This is a genomic window from Falsiroseomonas ponticola (assembly GCF_016805305.1).
In the GTDB taxonomy this organism is placed as follows: Bacteria; Pseudomonadota; Alphaproteobacteria; order Acetobacterales; family Acetobacteraceae; genus Falsiroseomonas; species Falsiroseomonas ponticola.
Genome location: NZ_JAERQN010000001.1, coordinates 301112 through 321343, shown reverse-complemented (window position 1 = coordinate 321343; position 20232 = coordinate 301112). Strand labels below are relative to the sequence as shown.

Sequence of the window (20232 nt, the reverse complement as noted above, 5' to 3'; positions counted from 1 at the left end):
GAGAATGCTGGCTCAGCGGCGCCCGCGCAATGCGCCGCCGGCCAGGCGATCGAGCCCCAGGTCCTGGGCGGCGAGGCGCGCATTAGCGTCGAGCAGCGGCGCGATGGCGGGGGCCTGGCGGGGCAGCAGGCGGGCGTAGTCGGCCTCCACCTGCTCCATCACCTCCGCCAGTTCGGCGCGGTAGCTGGCCTCGTCCAGGGTGGTGAGGCGACCGTGGCGGACGACGACGCGGCCATCGACCAGCACGGTGTCCACGCCGCGACCGGTCTCGCTGAAGACGAGCTGGCGCGTGGCGCTGGTGAAGGGCAGCCAGGCGGGGTCGTGCAGGTCCAGCAGCAGCAGGTCGGCCTTCATGCCGGGGGCGATGGCGCCGATCTCGGCCTCCAGCCCGACAGCCTTCGCGCCGCCGGTGGTCGCGGCCTCCACCGCATCGCAGGCGAGCACGCCGGCGGGTTCGGCATCGCTGCCGGCGGCGAGCAGGCTCATCATCTTCATGGCCTGGAACAGGTTCTGGCAGTCGCTGCAGGAATTGTTGTCGCAGCCCAGCGCCACGCGCACGCCGGCGCGCTTCATGGCGGCGATGGGGGCGACGCCGTTCTTCAGCTTGAGATTCGCCAGCGGGTTGTGCACGACGCCGGCACCGGATTCCGCGACCAGCGCGATCTCCTCCGCCGTGATGTGGACGGCATGGGCGAGGGTGGTGCGCGGCGTCAGCAGGCCGACCGCGGCCATGTGCCGCACCATCGATCCGCCCTGCGCGCCATAGACGCGCCGTGCCTTGGCGAGCTGCGCGCGGGTTTCATAGACATGGGTGAAGACGGGCAGGCCGTAGCGTTCCGACAGATCCGCGATGCCCTCCAGCAGCGCCGTCGAGGATCGCTGCGGGCCCGAGGGGCTCAGCGCCCAGTGCAGAAGCGGCGGCAGCGGGCGGAGGCGGCGCAATTGCGCTTCCACGAAGGCAAGGTCGGCGGCGGGATCGCCGGGCTTGCCGCCGATGATGGCGGCCGCTTCCGCGGACAGATCCGGGGCCATGAAGGGCGCGATGTCGAGGTCCGGCAGGTCCCGCAGCGCGATGGAGAAGACGACGCGGATGCCGATCTCCGCATAGGCGGAGAGGATCGTATCCAGCGTCTCCTCATCCTGCGGCACCAGGCTGTTCATGTCCTGGATGGTGGTGATGCCGTTGCGCAGGCATTCCATCGCGCCGAGCAGGGTGCGCGCCCGGATCTCCGCCTTGCTGCGCCGGCCCCAATAGGCGGGCTGCGAATGCAGCGCCCAGACATCGAAGGGCATGTCCTCGAAACGGCCCTTCAGCAGCGCGTCGTAGGAATGGTAATGCGCGCTGACGAGGCCGGGCATCAGCAGCCTGTCGCGCGCATCGATGATCTCCGCGCCCGGCGGCGGGACCAGGGGCGGGCCATCGGGGTCGCCGATGGCGGCGATGCGGTCCGCCACCACCAGCACGTCCCGCACCGCCGGGCGATGCGGGTCGCAGCCCGGCGTGAAGGCGCGCGCGCCCCGGATCAGCAGCGCGGGGGCGATGGGCATGGCGGGGCCTCCCTCCAGTCAGGCCGGGCGGCCCTGCAAGCCGTGCGCCGCGTCAGGCGCGCACGGGCGTCACCACGCGCTCCGCCGCCGGCGGCAGGAAGGTCCGGTTGAAGACCTCGTCCGGCCGCGGGGTGCGCGGCAGTTCGAAGACCTCCACCACCTGCGCGATGGCGCGGGCCAGGCGCGCATCGTCGAGGTCCCCGGCGCCGACGCGGGCCGCTTCCTCCGTCGCGATGATGGTGCGCCAGGCGAATTCGATGCGCTGGCGCTCCATCTCCTGGTTGAAGGTGGGATCGACGCGCTGCATGGCCTGCACGCCGACGGCGGGGTTGCGCACCGTCTCCAGCATCGCGCGGTTGATGGCGGCGACCATGCCGCGCACCTGCTGCGGCCGGTCGCGGATCATGCGCTGGGAGACCATGACGCCGTTCGAATAGATGTCGATGCCGTGGTCGGCGAAGAGGAAGAAGCGGTAGTCCCGGTCCGGGTTCTGCCCCAGCGCCAGCAGGTTGATATAGGCGGTGACGGTGAAGACGGCGCCGATATCGAACTGGTCGCGCAGCAGCATCGGCTCCTGCATCGCGGGGGCGATGTTCATCACCTCGTTCCGCGCCATGTCGAGGTTGTTGAGCCGCGCGAAGATGGGGATGAGGCGGAGCGCCGGCGAACCGGTGGAGCCGCCGATGCGCCTTCCCTGCAAATCCTGGATGCTGCGGATGCCCGACGAATTCTTCACCAGCAGGGCGAAGGGGGCCTTGTTGTAGATCTGGTAGACCATCACCGGCGCCTCCCCGGGCCGGTTGGCTGCCTGCTGGATGATCGCGTTCATGTCGCCGAAGCCCGCTTCATAGGCATTCGACATGATGCGGGTGATGGTGTTGGCCGAGCCGTCGCCCTGGTCGATGGTCACGTCGAGGCCGGCCTCCCGGAACCAGCCACGCTCCCGCGCCAGGTAGTACCAGGAATGGATGCCCTGGAATCGCCAGTCCAGCGTGAAGCGGATGGGCGTCAGCGCCTGGGCGAGGGCGGGGGCGGCCAGGGGTGCGGCCAGCAGGCTGGCCGGGGCGGCGGCCAGCAGGGTGCGACGGGAAAGGGCCATGGGGCGGGTCCTTTGGGGTTGGTGCCGCGCCCGGTATGCAAAAGATGGGCCAAAAATTGCCGCCCGGTAATGTTCAGATCGCCCGCCCCGCGGCCTCCCCCTCCCGGATCGCGCTGTCGGCCCGGCGGGGGGCCAGCGCATCGCCGATCAGCCGCAGGTCGAGCCCGGCGGCGCGGCGGGGGGCCAGGGCGTGGAAGAGGCCGTCCTGCGCCTCCGCCCCCAGCGCCAGCACCACCGTGTCGATGGCCTCCCGCACCACCTCCTCCTTCGTATAGACGTCGCGGAGGCGGACGACCGGGCCCTCGATCGCGACGAGCTCGAGGTCGGTGGCGAAGCGCATGCCCATGCGCTTCAGCATCCCATAGGTCTTGCCCCAGTCCCGGCTGGCGGCGAGGTCCGGCGCCGGCTGGCCGAGCCAGGTGACGAATTCGACCTGCGCGCCCTGGCTGGCGAGATACTCCGCTGTGACGACCGCCTGGCGGCCGCCGAGGCCATCATAGATCAGCGCGCGCTGGCCGGGCGCGATGCGATCCCGCAGTGCCTCCATGTAGGAGATGACATGCGGCTGGTCGGTGCCGGGGACGGGGGCGCCGTTCCAGCGTTCGGGGCGCAGCGGCGTCCAGCCATGGCGGAGGCCCTTCGATCCCGTCGCGACGACGATGGAATCGTAGCCATCAGCCAGCAGCATGTCCTCCGTCGCGATGGTCTGGGTGCGGATCTGCACGCCGGCCTTCACCACCTGCCGCTCCAGCCAATCCGCGACGCCGGCGAGTTCGGTGCGCGAGGGCGCGCGGGACCAGAGCCGCACCTGCCCGCCGAGTTCCTGCCCGCGCTCGAACAGCGTCACCTCATGGCCGCGCTGCCGCGCCGTCAGCGCCGCGCGCATGCCGCCGGGGCCACCGCCGACCACGGCGACCTTCTTCGGGCGCTCCGCGCGCCTCAGCGTGCCCGCGCCCAGCTCCTTCTCCTGCCCCGCGGCGGGGTTGTGGATGCAGGCGATGGGGGCCTGGGCGAAGATGGAGGACATGCACCAATTCGCGCCGACGCAGGGGCGGATGTCCTCGGCCTCCCCGCGCTGCGCCTTGGCGACCCATTCGGGATCGGCGATCAGCGCGCGCGCCATGGCGACGAAGTCGCAATCGCCGTTGGCGAGGTGCTTCTCCGCCTCGGCGGGCGTCACGATGCGCCCCACCCCGACGACGGGCTTGTCCACCGCCTGCTTCACCCTGCGCGTCGCCGCCATCTGGAAGCCGTGGCTTTCCGGCGAGGTCGGGTAGATCAGCATCCGGTTCAGATAGGTGCCGTGGCTGCAGGAGACGTAGTCGATCAGGCCCGACGCCGTCATGCGCGACGCGATCTCCGCCCAATCGTCGGGGCGCAGCCCGCCCTCATGCCCGTCATCGCTGTTGATGCGGACGCCGACGATCATCTCCGCGCCCACCTCCTCCCGCGTCGCCTGGATGATCTCCATCACCAGGCGCAGGCGATTCTCCAGGCTGCCGCCGAAGGCATCGTCGCGATGGTTGGTGGCGGGGGAGAGGAACTGGTTGAGCAGGTAGCCATGCGACATCGAATGCACCTCGACGCCATCGAGGCCGCCATCCCGCGCATGGCGGGCGGAGAGGCGATAGCCTTCGCGGATCGCGTCGATGTCCTGCACCGTCATGACATGGGGCATCTCCCGGTACACCGCGCAGGGCACGGCGGAGGGCGCCCAGACGGGATGGCCGGAGGCGACGGAATTCGTCTCCCGCCCCCGATGCCAGGGCTGCGCCAGCAGCAGCGCGCCATGTTCATGCACGGCATCCGCGATCTTGCGGTATTGCGGCACCATGCGCGGGTCGAAGGACAGCGCCTTGCCGCGATAGGGGAGCGAGGTCTCATGCACCGCCATCGCTTCCATGGTGATGACGGCGACGCCGTGCTTCGCGCGCTCCGCATAGTACGCGACGTGTTCGTCGGTGAAGACGTGGTCCTTCACCAGCAGCGTCGCATGCGCGCTCATCCAGGTCCGGTTCCGCGCCACCTTCGGGCCGATGCGCATGGGGCTGAACAGCGTCGGGTAGGGCGTGGCGTTCATGGCGTTCCGCTTTCCGGGTTGCCTTGAGCCTTGCCAGCGCGCGGAGGCGCGTCAAGACTGTTGCCGGAAACGACAGGAACGGCGGCGTGGCGGAACTCGACGTCGATTGGGTGGTCGCGGGCACGGGTGCCGCGGGCATGGGCGCCGCGCTGGCGGGCGTGATGCGCGGGATGCGCGTCGCCGTCATCGAGAAATCGGATCGGTTGGGTGGCGCCACGGCATCGTCGCTGGGCGGGCTCTGGGTGCCAGACAACCACCTGATGGCCGAGGCCGGGCTGTCCGACACGCTGGAGGAGGCGCGGCGCTACATGCGCTTCCTGTCGGGTGGCTATGCGCTGGCGCCGATGACGGAAGCCTATCTGGGCGCGTCACGCATCGCGTTGCGCGAATTCGCCGATGCCGGCGTGGCATTGCGGCTGCTGCGCGGCCTGCCCGATCACTACTTCCCGAGCGCCGAGGGATCGTCCCGCGACGGGCGCATGGTGGAGGCCAAGCCCATCACGCGCGCGGCGCTCGGCGCATGGGGCGATCGGCTGGAGGAAGGCGTCTATAACGAGGCCGGCGTGAGCTGGGGCGATGCCATCGCCTGGGGCGGGCTTGGCGCGCGCAACACCTGGCCGGAGCAGGAGCTGGAAGCGCGGCGCGCGGGGCGGCTGCTGGCGGCGGGGCCGGCGCTGGTCGGGCAGTTTCTCGCGCGGCTGATGGCGGCCGGCGTGCCGGTGCTGGCGGGCTTCCGCGCGGAGCGCCTGCTGGTGGAAGGCGGGCGCGTGACGGGCGTGGAGGGCGCGGGCACGCGCATCACCGCGCGGCGCGGCGTGGTGCTCGCGACCGGCGGCTATGAGGGCAATGACGCGCTGGTCAATCGCTTCGAGGGCCTGCCGGACTGGATGAACATCTTCCCGCGCAGCATCGAGGGCGACGGGCTGGTGATGGGCAGCGAGATCGGCGCCGCCACCTGGCGCGTGCCGAACAACCTCGCGATGCTGGTGGGCTACGCGATCCCGGCGCCGGCGCCGATGGAGGGCGAGGTCTTCTTCAGCGCGGGGCTACGCGGCCTGTCCTACCCCCACAGCATCGTGGTCAACGATGCCGGAGCGCGCTTCTGCGACGAGAGCCAGTTCCAGCATGTGGTGGCGGGGCTGACGCGCTTCGACCTCGGCCAGCATCGGCACCCCAACCTGCCGGCCTGGATGCTCTTCGATGCCCAGTATTTCTCGAGATACAGTTTTGCGAGACGGCCACCGGGGGCGGCGATCCCGGATTGGGTGGTCCAGGCGCCGACGCTGCGCGAATTGGCGGCGAAGATCGGGCTGGATGGCGCGGCGCTGGAGGCGACGGTCGCGCGCTTCAACGAGGGGGCGGCGCGGGGCGAGGATCCCGAACATGGCCGCGGTTCCTCGGCCTTTGCGCGATCCACCGCCGGCGATCCCAATGCCGCGCATCCCAACCTCGGCACGCTGTCGCGGGCGCCCTTCTGCGCGGTGCGCATCCGGCTCGGCGGTATCTCCGCCGCGGGGCTGCTGACGGATGAGCAGGCGCGCGTGCAGCATGTGCGCGGCCGCCCGATCCCGGGCCTCTATGCCTGCGGCAATGCCGCGGCGCCGACGGAATCCGGCGCGGGCTACCAGGCCGGCGTCTCGCTGATGCGCGGCGTCACCTTCGGCTGGCTCGCCGCGCGCCACGCTTCGACACAGGCTTCACAAGGAGAGGAATCATGACGGTGATGAAGCGCCGCACCCTTCTGGCGGCGAGCGCGCTGCTGCCCCTGCCGGCGCTGGCGCAGGGGGCCTGGCCGGCGCGGCCCATCCGCCTGGTGGTGCCCTTCGCGCCCGGCGGCACCACGGACATCGTGGCGCGCATTCTGGCGGCCAACCTCCAGGAACGGCTCGGCCAGCCGGTGGTATCGGAGAACCGGCCCGGCGCGGGCGCGACGCTGGCTTCCGCGCAGGTCGCGCAGGCGGCGCCGGATGGCTATACGCTGGTGATCTCCAACAGCGCGTCGCACGGCATCTCGCCGACGCTGTTCCGCAACGTGCGCTACGATTCCATGGCGGATTTCACGCATATCGCGCTGGCGGCGACCACCTCCACCGCCGTCGTCGTCAATCCGCGGTATGAGGCGCAGTCGATCGCGGACCTGATCCGCATCGGGCGCGCCAGGCCGGATGGGCTGGACTTCGCGATTTCCGGCCATGGCACGACGACGCATCTGCTGGGCATGCGCATCGGGCTGGCGACGGGGATCAGGATGAACCCGATCCTCTATCGCGGCGCGGGGCCGGCGCTGATCGATGTCATCGCCGGCACGGTCGGGCTGTTCGTCGATGGGCTGCCTTCCTCCATCCCGCATCTGCGCGACGGCACGCTGAAGGCCATCGCGGTGGCGGATGCGCAGCGCAACCGGCATCTGCCCAATGTGCCGACGCTGGGGGAGCAGGGGCTGCCCAACATGACGTCCTATTCCTGGTTCGGCGTGTCGGGGCCGAAGGGCATGGCGCCGGCGGTGGTGGAGCGGCTGAACACGGAAATCCGCGCCATCCTGCAACTGCCCGCGGTGCGGCAGCGCTACAACGAACTCACCGCCGATGCGCCGGACATGTCGCCCGCGCAGTACGCCGCCTTCATCGAGGAGGAGGTGCGCGTCTGGGGCGAGGTGGTGCGCGCGACGGGCGCGACGGCGGATTGAACGCGGCACGCGGCATGCCGACCGCGGCACGCGGCATGCCGACCGCGGCATGCGGCATGCCGACCGCGGCATGCGGCATGCCGACCGCGGCATGCGGCATGCCGACCGCGGCATGCGGATTGCAAACCTCTTGCTCCGAACGCGATCGCAACGGCACGCTTCCGTGCCGCAGGGTCGCGGCTTCGGCGTATACAGCAGGAGGATGCCCATGATGCGTGCACCGACACGGCGTAGCGTGCTCTCCACGGGCCTGGCGGCGGGGCTGCTCGCCGCGCCTGGCGTCCGCGCCCAGGCCGCGCGGCGGCGCGTGCGCTTCTGCCTCGACTGGACCTGGCAGAGCGCGCATTCCGCCTGGACGCTGGCGGCGGACCGCAACTTCTTCGCCGAGGCCGGGCTCGACGTGCAGATCGACCGCGGCTTCGGCTCCGGCGATACCATGACGAAGGTGGCCGCGGGCACCTACGACATCGGCTTCGCCGACACCAACCTGCTGCTGAAGTTCAACCACGAGAACCCGACGGCGCAGCTCACCTCCGTCTTCATCCTCTACGACGCCTCGCCCAATGCGGCGATCTTCCTGAAGTCGAGCGGCATCACCAAGCCGAAGGATCTGGAGGGCCGCAAGATCAGCGTGACGGATGGGGAGGGGACGCGGCTTCTCTTCCCGATCTTCGCGCGGGCGAACCAGCTCGACATGGCGAAGATCGAGCTGCTGTCGGTGACGGCGCAGCTGCGCGACACGATGGTGGTGCAGCGGCGCGCCGATGCGACGCTCGGCTTCCTGACGACGACGGCGTTGAACATGGTGGGCGCCGGCGTGCCGCGCGGCGATATCGGCTGGTTGCAGTACAACAGCTGGGGGGTGGCGCTGTATTCCTCGGGCCTCGTCGTGCGGAAGGATTTCGCTGAGCGCAATCCGGAGGCCGTCTCCGCCTTCATCGCCGCCACCATCCGCGGGCTGCGCGCCATGCTGGCGGAGCCGGCGGCGGCGATGGCGTCCCTCAAGCGGCGGGAGGCGCTGGTGGATGAGGCGCTGGAGATCAGCCGCAACGAGCTGATCAACGAGGTCGCGCTGCTGACGCCGAATGTGCGCGCGAATGGCGTCTCCACCGTGGATCGCGCGCGGTTCGAGGCCTCCGCCGCGCAGGTGGCGGAAGCCTTCGGCATCCCGATCCGCCCGGCGATGGACTTCACCTACACGGATCGGTTCCTGCCGGCGGATCGCAGGATCATATAGCGCCGCGGTTTGGCTTCAAACCGCGCCGCGTTCGGCGACGCCCTTGGGGATACGGCCCATGCTGCGGGCCGTGTCCCAGACGCGCCGGATGGCGGCGGCGCCGCGCTTCACCACCGCGGCTTCGTCCGCCACCACCACGCGATGGTCGCTGAGCAGCGCCACGCCATCGACGAAGAGGCTGTGCAGGTCGGCGGCCACGCCATTGGTCAGCAGCGCCTGCAAGGGGTTCCAGACGGGCTGGTAGCGCGCGCCCGCGAGGTCGAAGAGCAGCAGGTCGGCGGTGGCGCCGGGTGCCAGCGTGCCGAGGTCGTGCCGCCCGATCGCCGCCGCGCCATCCGCCGTCGCGGCCCGCAGCATCCGCTCCGCGGAGGCGATGCCCGCACGGCCGGCCTGCACCTTCGCCAGCATCTGCGCCGCGCGCAGTTCCGCGACCATGTCGAGCCCCACGCCATCCGTGCCGACGCCGAGGCGGATGCCGCTGTCGAGGAAGCGCGCGAAGGGAACGCCCAATCCGCTGCGCGCGAAGGCATAGGGGCAGGAGGCGACGGCGGCGCCGTATTCCCTGATGATGGCAAGCTCCTCATCCGTCGCCATCACGCAATGCGCCAGCACCGTGCCGGGCTTCAGCAGGCCGAGGTCGCGGAGGTGCTCGATGGGCGACTTGCCGTAGCGCGCGCGGACGATGTCGAGCTCCACCTGGCTCTGCGCGGCGTGGATCGTCAGCGGGCAGCCGATCTCCTCGGCGGTGCGACCGATCTGCGTCAGGAGTTCGGGCGTGCAGGTATCGAGGCCATGCGGGCCATAGCCCACGCGCGTGCGGCCCATGGGGCCTTCGTCGTATTGGCGGAACAGGGACAGCACGGTGTCGAAGCCGGTATCGGCGGCGGGCGGGGCCGTGATGGGCTTGCCATCCGGCGTCATGTCCATCTTCGGCGTGGAGAAGAGGTAGGGGCAGGAATAGGTGCGCAGCCCCAGCCGGCGGCCCCGCTCGATGAAGGGTGCCTGCTGCAGCCGCCACACATCCATGATCGTGGTGGAGCCGCCCTTCAGCGTCTCCAGCAGCGCCATCTCCGCGACGTCGCCGATCTCGTCAGGGGAGAGCGTTTCCGCCGCGATGTCGCCCATCGGCATGAGCAAGGAATAGACGATGTCGCCGGGCAGGTCGCCATCGGCGATGTCGTCGGCCAGGCCGCGGAAGAGCGGCGCGGAGAAGGCGTGGTTGTGCAGGTTGACGAAGCCCGGGATCAGCAGCCCGTCCGGCAGCGTGAGGCGCCGCGCCTCCATCGTCGGGCGTTCGCGCGTGACGTCGGCGATGCGGTTGCCCTGGACGACGACGTAATGGTCCCCGCGCAGCCCGCCCGCGGCGTCCCAGATCCAGCGCGGCTCGATGATCAGCGTCTCGGTCATGCGCGGCTCCGGCTGGGGGTGCGGGAGCGTATCAGCGGCGCAGGAAATCCCGCAACGGGATGACGGTCTCCGCCGGCGCTTCCTCCATCGGCACATGGCCGATGCCGGGGAGTGTCACGACGCGGCTGTCGCGCAAGGCCGCGGTGTAGTCGGCGGCGTTGGCGACGGGCACCATCGCATCCGCCTGGCCCCACAGCAGCAGGGTCGGTGCCTCGATGCGGCGGAGCAGCGGCACGGGATCGACCAGCGCGCCCTGCGCCATGCGGTCCAGGATCGCCTGGCGGTTGCCGGGCACCAGCAGCATGTCGCGGTAGCGCGCGAGCGTCGCCTCCGTCAGCACCGCGGGGTTGGCATAGGCGGGGGCGAGGCTGGATCGCAGCAGGCTGTCCGGCAGCGTGTAGGGCAGCACGCGCGCGAGCAGGGGCACGGAGGGCGTGGTGCCGTAGCTGCGGCCCGGGCTCGCGAAGCCATCGGGCGCCATCAGCACCAGGCGATCGACGCGCGCGGGATGCGTCGCCGCGAAGGTCCAGGCGATGCGCCCGCCCATGGAACTGCCGACCAGGCTCGCGCGCGGCAGTTCCAGGCGGTCCATGAGCGAGAGGATCACCGCCATGCTGCGCGCATCGGTGTAGTCGCCGCTGGGGTCGGGACCGGTCAGGCCGAAGCCTGGCAGGTCGAAGCGGATGACACGGAATTCGCCTTCCAGGGACCGCGCCCAATCCTCCCAGGTATGGAGGCTGGAGGCGAAGCCGTGCAGGAAGATGACGGGTGGCGCCGTGCGCGGGCCGCTGTCCCGCACATGCAGGCGCAGCCCCGCCACGGGCTGGAAGTCGCCGGGCCGCGCATATTGCGCTTCCAGCTCCGCGCGCGGCTTGTCGGGCGTGTAGAGCCAGCCGCCGCCGAGCAGCAGGACCAGCAGCGCGATGATCGCGGCGGCGGTCATTCGGCGCTGGCGGCCTCCAGCGTGGCCAGCGCCTCCGCATCCAGCGCCAGCGTCGCGCCGCGCAGCAGCGCCGCGAGCTGCTCCGGCGAGGTCGCGGAGGCGATGGGCGCGGCCAGCGCCGGGCGCGTGCGCAGCCAGGCGATGGCGACCTCCACCGGCGCGGCGTGCAGGCGCGCCGCCACCGCGTCCAGCGCCGCGATCACGCGCCAGCCGCGATCATTCGCATAGGCCGCCAGCGCCTTGGCGCGCGGGCGGCCCTCGATATCCGCGGCGCTGCGATACTTGCCCGTCAGGAACCCCGCGGCGACGCCGTAGAAGGGGATGACGGCGACGTTGCGCGCGACGCAGAGGGGTTGCAGCGCGGCCTCGAACTCCGCGCGGTCCATGAGGTTGTACTTGGGCTGCAAGGTGGCGTAGCGCGGCAGGCCCTGCGCCTCCGCCACGTCCAGCGCTTCCGCCAGCTGCGTGGCATCGTAGTTGGAGGCGCCGATGGCGCGGACCTTCCCCTGTTCGATCAGGCGCTGGAAGGCGCCGAGCGTTTCCGCGATGGGCACCGATGGATCGGGGCGATGCGCCTGGTAGAGGTCGATGTGGTCGGTGCCGAGGCGCTTCAGCGAATCCTCGACCGACTGCGCGATCCAGCGGGGCGAGAGGCCGGTGCGGTCCGGGCCGAGCTCCATGCCGACCTTGGTCGCGATGACGACGCGGTTGCGGGCACCGCGCGCCTTCATCCAGGCGCCGATGATCGTCTCCGATTCCCCGCCGACATGGCCGGGCACCCAGCGGGAATAGACATCGGCCGTGTCGATGGCGTTGAAGCCGGCATCGACGAAGGCGTCGAGCAGGCGGAAGGACATCGCCTCGTCGGCCGTCCAGCCGAAGACGTTGCCGCCGAACATCAGCGGCGCGATGGAGAGGCCCGTTCCGCCCAGCGTCACGCGTTCCATGCCCATCCCCTCAATTGATGCGGCCGAGCAGGCCGCGGACGATGACCTGCGCCTGGATCTCGGCGGCGCCTTCGAAGATGTTCAGGATGCGGCTGTCGCAGAGCACGCGGCTGATCGGGTATTCGATGGCGTAGCCATTGCCGCCATGCACCTGCAGCGCGTTGTCGGCGTTGGACCAGGCGACGCGGGCGGCGAGCAGCTTGGCCATGCCGGCCTCGATGTCGCAGCGGCGGCCGGCATCCTTCTGTCGGCCGGAGAAGTAGGTGAGCTGCCGCGCCATCATCGTCTCCGCCATCATCCAGGCGATCTTGCCGTGGACGCGGGGGAAATGGAGCGTGGCCTTGCCGAACTGCCTACGGTCCTTCGCGTAGGACACCGCGAGTTCCAGCGCATTCTGCCCGACGCCGAGGGCGCGCGCGGCGGTCTGGATGCGGGCACTCTCGAAGGTTTCCATCAGCTGCTTGAAGCCGCGGCCCTCGACGCCGCCGAGCAGGGCGGAGGCGGGAACCTCGAAGCCGTCGAAGGTGATCTCGTATTCGCGCATGCCGCGATAGCCGAGGACATGGATCTCCGTCCCCGCCATCCCCTTCGCGGGGAACAGATTTTCCTCTGATCCACGCGGCTTCTCGGCCAGGAACATCGACAGGCCCTGGTAGCCCGTGGAGGACGGATCGGTGCGCACCAGCAGCGTCATCACATCCGACCGCGAGCCATGCGTGATCCAGGTCTTGGCGCCATACACACGATAGAGGTCGCCATCCCGCACCGCGCGGGTGCGCAGGCTGCCGAGGTCCGATCCCGTGTCGGGCTCCGTGAACACCGCCGTCGGCAGAATCTCGCCCGATGCGATCCCCGGCAGGAACTTCTGCTGCTGCTCCGGCGTGCCGGCCAGGCGGATCAGCTCCGCCGCGATCTCGGAGCGCGTGCCGAGCGAGCCGACGCCGATATAGCCCGCGCTCAGCGCCTCCGAGACCAGGCACATCGCGACCTTGCCGAGGCCGAGGCCGCCGAATTCCTCCGGCACCGTCAGGCCGAAGACGCCCATCTCCGAGAGCTTGGCGATGAGGTCCAGCGGGATCAGTTCGTTTCGCTGGTGCCAGCCCTGGGCGAAGGGCGTGACCTCGGCGGCCGCGAACTTCACGAACTGGTCCCAGGTGGCTTCCAGCAGCTCGTCCTGCAGATGCGGCGCGCCATACAGGCCCTCGGCGGCCGACAGCGCCAGATCATGCCGCACCGCTTCCAGCGCGCGGGGATCGGAGAGCGCGGCCAGCGCGGGTTCCGCCAGGAAGCGCGCCACATCCTCGGCCGGCACGCCAAGGTCGCGCGGGCGCACCACCTCCACCTGGCTCATCGGGATGCCGCCGGCGAGCTGCGCGAGGTACTCCGCGAAGCCGAGATGCAGGATGCCCTGCTCCACCGGCGTGAATCGGCCTGCTTCCTGCAGCCGTTCCGCCCAGCGCAGCGTCTCCCGCAGCGCCTCGACATAGGTCGCATACCAGGCCAGGCCATGGGCGGCGAACTGGTGCCGCTCCAACGCCGCCGCATCGACCTTCCCGCCGGGTGCGACCAGCGCGGCCACCTGGCGCCGCGCCACATCGGCCAGCCGTTCCGCCGCCACGAGGCCCGCCGCGCATTGCGCCAGAAGGTCCCGGGTCTCGATCCGTACCGTCGCGTCCATGTCAGTGATCCTTGGCGCCGGCGACGATGCCGGCATCATGCAGTTTTCCGATCGCGGACATGGTGAGGCCGAGGCGTTCCGCCAGCACCATGTCGGTATGCTCGCCCAGCCGCGGCGCCGGCACCGGCGGCAGGCGCACCGCGGGGCCGCCGAAGCTCAGCGGGATGGCGGGCGCCAGCAGGCGGCCGATGCCGGGCTGCTCGATCTCCGCGAAGAGGGGGTTTGCGGTGGAGCATCGCGCATCCTCCCGCACCAGCTGCCCGAAATCCTGGTAGGGGCCCCAGAGGATGCCGCTGCCCTCGAAGGCCGTGGTGATCTCGGCCAGCGTGCGCTTCGCGAACCAGGGCGCCAGCACGGCGGAGATGGCGTGCCGCGCCTCGAACCGCCCGCCCTCATCGTCGAGGTCCACGTCGAGCATGGGGCCGATCATCGCGATCTTGTCGCTAAGGCCCGTCGCCTTGCCGATCGCCTTCCATTGCCGGTTGGAGATGGCGGCGATCATGATGCGGCGCCCGTCGCTGGTCGGGAAATCCTTGCCATAGGCGCCGTAGAGATCGTTGCCCATGGCGGGCCGCACCGCGCCATTCACCTGCACATCGGCGACATAGCCGAGATTGGCGACGGTCGCGAGCATCACGTCGGAGAGCGCCAGCGTCACCTCCCGCCCCTGGCCGTCCTTCTTCCGCGCGCGCTCCGCCGCCAGCAGGCCGGTCGAGAGGTAGAGGCCCGCCGCGACATCCCAGGCCGGCAGCACATGGTTGACGGGATTGGCGCCCTCCCCGGTCGCCATGGGGAAGCCGCTGGCGCAATTCACGGTGTAGTCCACCGCGCCCGACCCATCATGGTTGCCGGTCAGCTTCAGCATGATGAGGTCGGCGCGCTTCGCCGACAGCGCGGCATGGCTCATCCAGCCGCTGGCGGGCAAATTGGTCAGCAGGATGCCTCGGCCCTCGCCGGGCTGCGTGATCAGCGCGGTCGCGATCTCCCGCCCCTCCGGCGTGTTCAGCGCCAGGCAGACGGATCGCTTGCCCTTGTTGAGGCTGGCCCAGTAGAGGCTGTTGCCGTTGGGCGCCAAGGGCCAGCGGCCATGGTCGATGTTGCCGCCGATCGGGTCGATGCGGATCACCTCCGCCCCCATCTGCGCCAGCGTCATGCCGCCCATCGGTGCCGCGACGAAGGCCGAGACCTCCACCACGCTGAGATCGGCAAGGATGGCGTCACTGGTCATGCGAGGGCCCCGGGCGTGTTCCTACCCGCCAGTATAGCGCGCCGCCCGCGCCCGCCCACCCTTGACCCCTTGCGCGCGGCGTGATCGACCCCGGGCCAGGCAAGAAGGAAGGCCCCCATGAAAATCATCGTGCTGCCCGGCGACGGCATCGGCCCCGAGATCACGGAAGCCACCACCGGGGTGCTGCGCGCGGCGTCGGAGGCCTTCCAGCTCGGCATCGAGATGGAGCATGACGTGGTCGGGCTGGAGAGCTTCCGCCTGCATGGCACGACGGTGAAGCCGGAGCTGCTGGACCGCGTGAAGGCCGCGGATGGCTTCGTGATGGGGCCGACCTCGACGCTCGACTACAAGAAGGGCGATGCGAAGCAGGTCGGGCCCTCCGCCTTCTTCCGCAAGGGGCTCGACCTCTACGCCAATATCCGCCCCGCGCGCACCTATGCGGGGATGCCGGCGCGGCTCGGGCAGTTCGACCTGGTGGTGGTGCGGGAGAATACGGAGGGCTTCTACGCCGACCGCAACATGGAAGCGGGCAATGCGGAAATCCTCGTCACGCCCGATGTCGTGGTGTCCATGCGCAAGATCACGCGCCCGGCCTGCCTGCGCATCGCGCGCAGCGCCTTCGAGCTCGCGGCGCGCCGCCGGGGCAAGGTGACGGCGGTGCACAAGGCGAATGTGCTGAGCGTGGGCGACGGCATGTTTCTGGCGTGCTGCCGGGAGGTGCAGAAGGATTTTCCTGAGATTGAGCTGGAAGAAATCATCGTCGATGCGATGATGGCGCATGTCGTGCGCAACCCCGCGCGCTTCGACGTCATCGTCACCACCAACATGTTCGGCGACATCCTCTCCGACCTCACGGCGGAGATGTCGGGCAGCCTCGGCCTTGGCGGGTCGCTGAATGCGGGGGCGGAGACGGCGATGGCGCAGGCCGCGCATGGATCGGCGCCGGATATCGCGGGGCAGGGTATCGCCAACCCGGCCTCCCTGATCCTTTCCACCGCGCTGCTGCTGTCCTGGCATGGCCGCCGCAAGGGCGAGGCGCGGTTTGTCGAGGCCGGCACGGCGATCGAGCAGGCGATGGCGGAGGCGATCGCCGCCGGCCAGTGCACGCGCGACATCGGCGGCAAGCTCGGCACCGCCGAGGCCGGTGCCGCGGTGGCGTCGCGCTTGAAGCGCTAGGTTGCGGCCGCCAGGGCTGCCCAGACCCGGGCCGGGGTCATGGGCAGCTCGATATGCGTCACGCCATCCGCCGCCAGCGCATCGATCACCGCATTGGCGAGGGCGGCGGGGGCGCCGTTGGTCGGCAATTCGCCGACGCCCTTGATGCCGAGGATGTTGTTGGGGCTGGGGGTGGGGACGGAAACCCAGTCCAGCGCGGGAAAATCCCCGGCGCGCGGCATGGCGTAGTCCATCAGGGTCGCGGCCTGCATCTGGCCATCCTCGTCATAGCGCGCATCCTCCATCAGCGCCTGGCCGATGCCGGCGGCATAGCCGCCATGCAGCTGGCCGCCGAGCAGCATCGGGTTCACGACCAGCCCGGCATCGATGGCGGCGGCGAAGCGGTCCAGCGTGACGGCGCCGGTCTCGGGATCCACCTCCACCTCCGCGATGGCGATGCCGGTCGGCCATGTCTCCACCGTGTCGGCGAAATCGGCGGAAGCGCTCAGGCCGCCGGTGCGGGCGGCGAGATCGAGGAGCGTGATGCGGCGGTCGGTGCCGGCGATGGTGTAGGCGCCGGCCTCGAAGACGATGTCGATGGCGGCGGCTTCCAGCGCCTCCGCCGCTGCCTCCCGCCCCTGCTCGATGAGGGTGTCGGCGGCGCGGGTCATGGTGGCGCCGGAGATGATGGTGGAGGAGGAGCCGCCGGTGCCGCCGCCGCGCGGGATGCGATCGCTGTCGCCCTGCACGATGCGGATCAGCGCCGGGTCGAGGCCGAGCCGCGCGGCGAGGATCTGCGCATAGGCGGTGGCATGGCCCTGGCCCTGGCTCTGCGTGCCGGTGCGGGCTTCGACGGTGCCATCGGGCAGGATGCTGACGCCGGAGGTCTCCGTGCCCCAGCCGCCGGAGCCGTGCAGGTGGCAGGAGAAGCCGCGGCCGCGGCGGAGGCCGCGTGCGCGGGAGGCCGCGCGGCGCGCGGCATAGCCGGCATCGTCGGCCCGCGTCAGCACCTGGTCCATCAGCGCCGGGTAGTCGCCGCTGTCATAGCGGTAGCCCAGCGGCGTCGCATGCGGGAAGGACGGCACCAGGTTGAGGCGGCGCAGCGTGACGGGGTCGCGCCCCGTCTCCCGCGCCGCCTGGTCCACCAGGCGTTCGAGCAGCACCAGCGCCTCCGGCTTGCCGGCGCCGCGCACGGCATCGACCGGCGCCGTGTGCGTGAAGGCGCAGCGCAGATGAAGGTGGGCGGCGGGGATGGCGTAGAGGCCGGTGATGACCTTGGCCATGCCGCCGGTCGGGATGGTGGGATTCACGGTGGAGACATAGGCGCCGAAATTCGCCACCCCTTCCACGCGGATGGCGGTGAAGCGGCCGTCTTCGTCGAGAGCGAGCGCGGCTTCGGCGACGAGGTCCCGCGCATGGGTGTCGGCAAGGTGATGCTCCGTGCGGTCCTGCACCCAGCGGACATCGCGTTCCAGCCGCATCGCGGCGAGGACGGCGAGCGCCTGTTCGGGATAGGGCGGCAGCTTGGGGCCGAAGCCGCCGCCGACATCCTCCGTCACCACGCGCAGGCTCTCGCGCGGGATCTTCAGGATGTGGTCGCAGAGGATGCGGTGGAGCAGGTGCACGCCCTGGGAGGGCGTGGTGAGCGTGACGCGCCCCGCCTGCCACTGCGCCAGCGCGCCGCGCGGCTCGATATAGCCGGCCAGGATGCGGGGGGACCGGAAGGCGACGCGGGTGACATGCGCGGCGGCGGCGAAGGCGGCGTCCACCGCGGCGGCATCGCCCTTGTGCCAGTCGCAGACCAGATTGCCGGGGGCTTCCTCATGCACCAGCGGCGCGCCGGGCGCGAGCGCATCGTCGCCGCGGATGACGGCGGGGAGGGGATCGTAGTCGACCACGATGGCCTCCGCCGCGTCGCGCGCCTGGGCGAGGCTTTCCGCGACCACCATGGCCACGATCTCCCCGACATGGCGGACGCGGTCGCGGGCGATGGGCAGGCGGGGCGGCTCGATGTGGCGGCGGCCGGTGGGGTCCTTGATCTCCGTCACGGCGGGGTTGTGGCCGAGCGTCGCCGTGTCCTCCGCCGTGATGATGGCGGCGACGCCGGGCAGGGCGCGGGCTTCCGCCGCATCGATCGCGACGATCCGGGCGTGGGCGTGGGGGGAGCGGAGGAAGACGGCGTGCAGCGCGTGGGGTGCGGCGGCATCGGCCATGTAGCGGCCGCCGCCGGTCAGCAGGCGGGGGTCTTCCAGCCGCCGCATCGGTGAACCGAGACCCGGAAGGACGTCGAAGGCCATGCAGACTCCCTTGGATGCCGGGACCATCGCCGCGCGGGGCGGCGATTGCAACGGTGGGCCGGCGGCGCCTAGGCTGGGCTGGGATACAAGGGGTGCGGGCGATGGTGACACGGCGGGCGATGCTGGCGGCGGCGCTCTCGGCGCCCGCCCTGGCCCAGGAGGCCTGGCCCGCGCGGCCGGTGCGCGTCATCGTGCCCTTCGCCGCCGGTGGCGGGGCGGACCTCGTCGCGCGGGCGGTGTCGGCGAAGCTGCAGGAACGGCTCGGGCGGCAATTCGTCATCGACAACCGGCCCGGTGGCGCGGGGAATATCGGCACGGATGCGGCGGCCAAGGCGGCGCCGGATGGCTACACGCTGCTGATCACCGGGCCGAGCCACGTCAACAACGCGCATCTGTTCCGCAGCCTGCCCTTCGACCCGATCCGGGGCTTCGCGCCCGTCTCGCTGCTGACCTCGGCACCCTATGTGCTGATCGCCGATCCGGCGCTGCCGCTGCGCAGCCTGGGGGACCTGGTGGCGGCGGCGAAGGCCAGGCCGGGGGCGCTCTCCTACGGCTCCGCCGGCAATGGCACGGCGGGGCACCTGGCGATGGAGATGATCAAGTCCCAGGCGGGGATCGACATGGTGCATGTGCCCTATCGCGGCAGCCCCGCGGTGCTGACGGACATCATGGGCGGGCGCATCGCGGTGGCCTTCGACAATGTGCTGTCCTCCGCCCCCGGCATCGCGGCGGGGCAGCTGCGGGGCCTGGCGGTGAGCGGCGCGCGGCGGGCGCCGGCATTGCCGGAGGTGCCGACCATCGCGGAGAGCGGGCTGCCGGGCTTCGACGTCACGGTCTGGCAGGGTGCGCTGTTCCCGGCGGGCACGGACCCCGCCATCGTCGCGCGGCTGGGGGCGGAGATGGGGCTGGCGATGCAGGCGCCGGATCTGCGGGCGCGGCTGGCGGAGCTGGGCGCGGAGGCGATCGGCGGCACGCCCGCCGATTTCGCGCGCTTCCTGGAGCAGGAGATGCGCGTCTGGGGCGAGGCGGTGCGGCAGACCGGCGCGCGGCTGGACTGATTCGAGACGGTCCAGGGGCGGTTCGCCCCTGGCCGGGGGTGCAGGGGGGCGGCGCCCCCCTGCAAGCATGCTTTGGATGGACGAGCGACCTACAGCACCCGTTCGACGGCTACCGCCCGGCAATCCATCTCGTAGTCCAGCCCGACGACGGGCGGCCGGCAGAACTGCCAGGTGACGCCGTGGCGCGCCGCGCCGCGCGCGACCAGCGCCTCCGCCAGGAAGGGGTGGATGTCGTGCACGGTATAGGCCTGCACGCCGGTGGTCATGGCCCAGCGGCCGTCCAGCGCGGCCATGCGGCGCTCCATCTCGCCCAGCACCCAATCGGCCTTGCGGCGCATGCCGCCAGCGGAGGTGTCGTCCAGCGCCACGATGTGGTCGCGGTAGTTGGCGTGGCCTTCGGGGGCTTCCCCGCTGCCGGCGACGACGAAGCTGGGCGGGGCGGCGGCATCGGGAACGGTGTAGCTGAAGGCGTGGAAGCCGGGCTCCGCGGGGGGTGCGAGTTCGGGGCAGACATTGCTGCGCGCCACGGGGTTGCGGCCGTCCACCAGCACGCCCCATTCGCCGAGCACCGCGGCATAGGCGCGGTTGAAGGTGACGAAGCCTGCCTCCGTGAAGGGGGCGGGGGAGCGGAGTTCGCAGGCGCAGAAGGCGGTGAGCGGCCGGCCGAGCGCGGCCAGGTGGGAAGCGATGCGGCGCCAGCCCTCCGCCATCGGCACCGGCTCCGCGAAGCGGGCGCGTTCCAGCCGGAAGCCCGGCAGCGCGGCGACGCCGCCGGAATACTGGAAGACGCCGGGCATGAAGCGGAAGCCGGCCTGCGCGACGGGGATGGCGGTCACGGCATGATCCTTCCGGGCTGTGCCGGCAGGCTA

15 protein-coding genes are annotated in these 20232 nt (G+C 71.0%); 5 read left to right on the top strand and 10 right to left on the bottom strand.

The annotated features are described in order from the left end of the window. Positions 1-12: 12 nt before the first annotated feature. From JJI54_RS01525 to JJI54_RS01515, 3 genes are all read right to left on the bottom strand, one after another. Positions 13-1548 (bottom strand): amidohydrolase family protein, encoded by a 1536-nt coding sequence (locus tag JJI54_RS01525; RefSeq protein ID WP_203070269.1) that lies wholly within the window; start codon positions 1546-1548, stop codon positions 13-15. Between the two features lie 52 nt (positions 1549-1600). Then, positions 1601-2647: an ABC transporter substrate-binding protein gene (locus tag JJI54_RS01520; RefSeq protein WP_203070267.1), complete on the bottom strand. Its 1047-nt coding sequence runs from the start codon at positions 2645-2647 to the stop codon at positions 1601-1603. 73 nt (positions 2648-2720) lie between these two features. After that, a complete protein-coding gene (locus JJI54_RS01515) occupies positions 2721-4727 on the bottom strand; it encodes an oxidoreductase (protein WP_203070265.1) in 2007 nt (668 codons plus the stop codon). A gap of 86 nt (positions 4728-4813) precedes the next feature. Between JJI54_RS01515 and JJI54_RS01510 the strand changes: the two genes are divergently transcribed. The 3 genes from JJI54_RS01510 (at position 4814) to JJI54_RS01500 (ending at position 8650) form a co-directional block, all read left to right on the top strand. Next, on the top strand, positions 4814-6445 hold the full coding sequence (locus JJI54_RS01510; RefSeq protein ID WP_203070263.1) for an FAD-dependent oxidoreductase: 1632 nt from the start codon (positions 4814-4816) through the stop codon (positions 6443-6445). After that, positions 6442-7413 (top strand): Bug family tripartite tricarboxylate transporter substrate binding protein, encoded by a 972-nt coding sequence (locus tag JJI54_RS01505; protein ID WP_203070261.1) that lies wholly within the window; start codon positions 6442-6444, stop codon positions 7411-7413. The genes JJI54_RS01510 and JJI54_RS01505 overlap by 4 nt, the downstream gene beginning before the upstream one ends. 208 nt (positions 7414-7621) lie before the next feature. Further along, positions 7622-8650: an ABC transporter substrate-binding protein gene (locus JJI54_RS01500; protein ID WP_203070259.1), complete on the top strand. Its 1029-nt coding sequence runs from the start codon at positions 7622-7624 to the stop codon at positions 8648-8650. 15 nt (positions 8651-8665) lie between these two features. Here the strand turns inward: JJI54_RS01500 and JJI54_RS01495 are convergent, their stop codons facing one another. The 5 genes from JJI54_RS01495 to JJI54_RS01475 are packed head-to-tail and all read right to left on the bottom strand — an operon-like array spanning position 8666 to position 14853. Beyond that, positions 8666-10057 carry an amidohydrolase family protein gene (locus tag JJI54_RS01495; RefSeq protein ID WP_203070257.1) on the bottom strand — a complete coding sequence of 464 codons (1392 nt, stop codon included), beginning with the start codon at positions 10055-10057 and terminating at the stop codon, positions 8666-8668. A 31-nt stretch (positions 10058-10088) separates the two neighbouring features. Further along, on the bottom strand, positions 10089-11000 hold the full coding sequence (locus tag JJI54_RS01490; RefSeq protein ID WP_203070255.1) for an alpha/beta fold hydrolase: 912 nt from the start codon (positions 10998-11000) through the stop codon (positions 10089-10091). Continuing rightward, a complete protein-coding gene (locus JJI54_RS01485; protein WP_203070253.1) occupies positions 10997-11947 on the bottom strand; it encodes an aldo/keto reductase in 951 nt (316 codons plus the stop codon). Before JJI54_RS01485 ends, JJI54_RS01490 begins: the two co-directional genes overlap by 4 nt. Before the next feature lie 10 nt (positions 11948-11957). Then, positions 11958-13625: an acyl-CoA dehydrogenase family protein gene (locus tag JJI54_RS01480; protein WP_203070251.1), complete on the bottom strand. Its 1668-nt coding sequence runs from the start codon at positions 13623-13625 to the stop codon at positions 11958-11960. 1 nt (position 13626) lies between these two features. Beyond that, complete coding sequence (locus JJI54_RS01475; protein WP_203070249.1) at positions 13627-14853, bottom strand: CoA transferase; 1227 nt, start codon at positions 14851-14853, stop codon at positions 13627-13629. A gap of 117 nt (positions 14854-14970) precedes the next feature. Here JJI54_RS01475 and JJI54_RS01470 point away from each other — a divergent pair, with 117 nt between their 5' ends. After that, a complete protein-coding gene (locus JJI54_RS01470; RefSeq protein WP_203070247.1) occupies positions 14971-16029 on the top strand; it encodes an isocitrate/isopropylmalate dehydrogenase family protein in 1059 nt (352 codons plus the stop codon). Here the strand turns inward: JJI54_RS01470 and JJI54_RS01465 are convergent. Further along, entirely contained in the window at positions 16026-18305 is a 2280-nt protein-coding gene (locus tag JJI54_RS01465) for a xanthine dehydrogenase family protein molybdopterin-binding subunit (RefSeq protein WP_226381336.1), read from the bottom strand. The two genes, JJI54_RS01470 and JJI54_RS01465, sit on opposite strands and share 4 nt — an antisense overlap. A gap of 101 nt (positions 18306-18406) precedes the next feature. On the opposite strand from JJI54_RS01465, the gene JJI54_RS01460 reads away from it, so the two are divergent. Further along, positions 18407-19363: a tripartite tricarboxylate transporter substrate binding protein gene (locus JJI54_RS01460; protein ID WP_226381435.1), complete on the top strand. Its 957-nt coding sequence runs from the start codon at positions 18407-18409 to the stop codon at positions 19361-19363. An 89-nt stretch (positions 19364-19452) separates the two neighbouring features. Here JJI54_RS01460 and cnbZ read toward each other — a convergent pair whose 3' ends face one another. Continuing rightward, positions 19453-20199, bottom strand: coding sequence for a 2-amino-5-chloromuconate deaminase CnbZ (gene cnbZ, locus JJI54_RS01455; RefSeq protein WP_318987424.1), 747 nt, complete (start codon positions 20197-20199; stop codon positions 19453-19455). Positions 20200-20232: the final 33 nt, after the last annotated feature.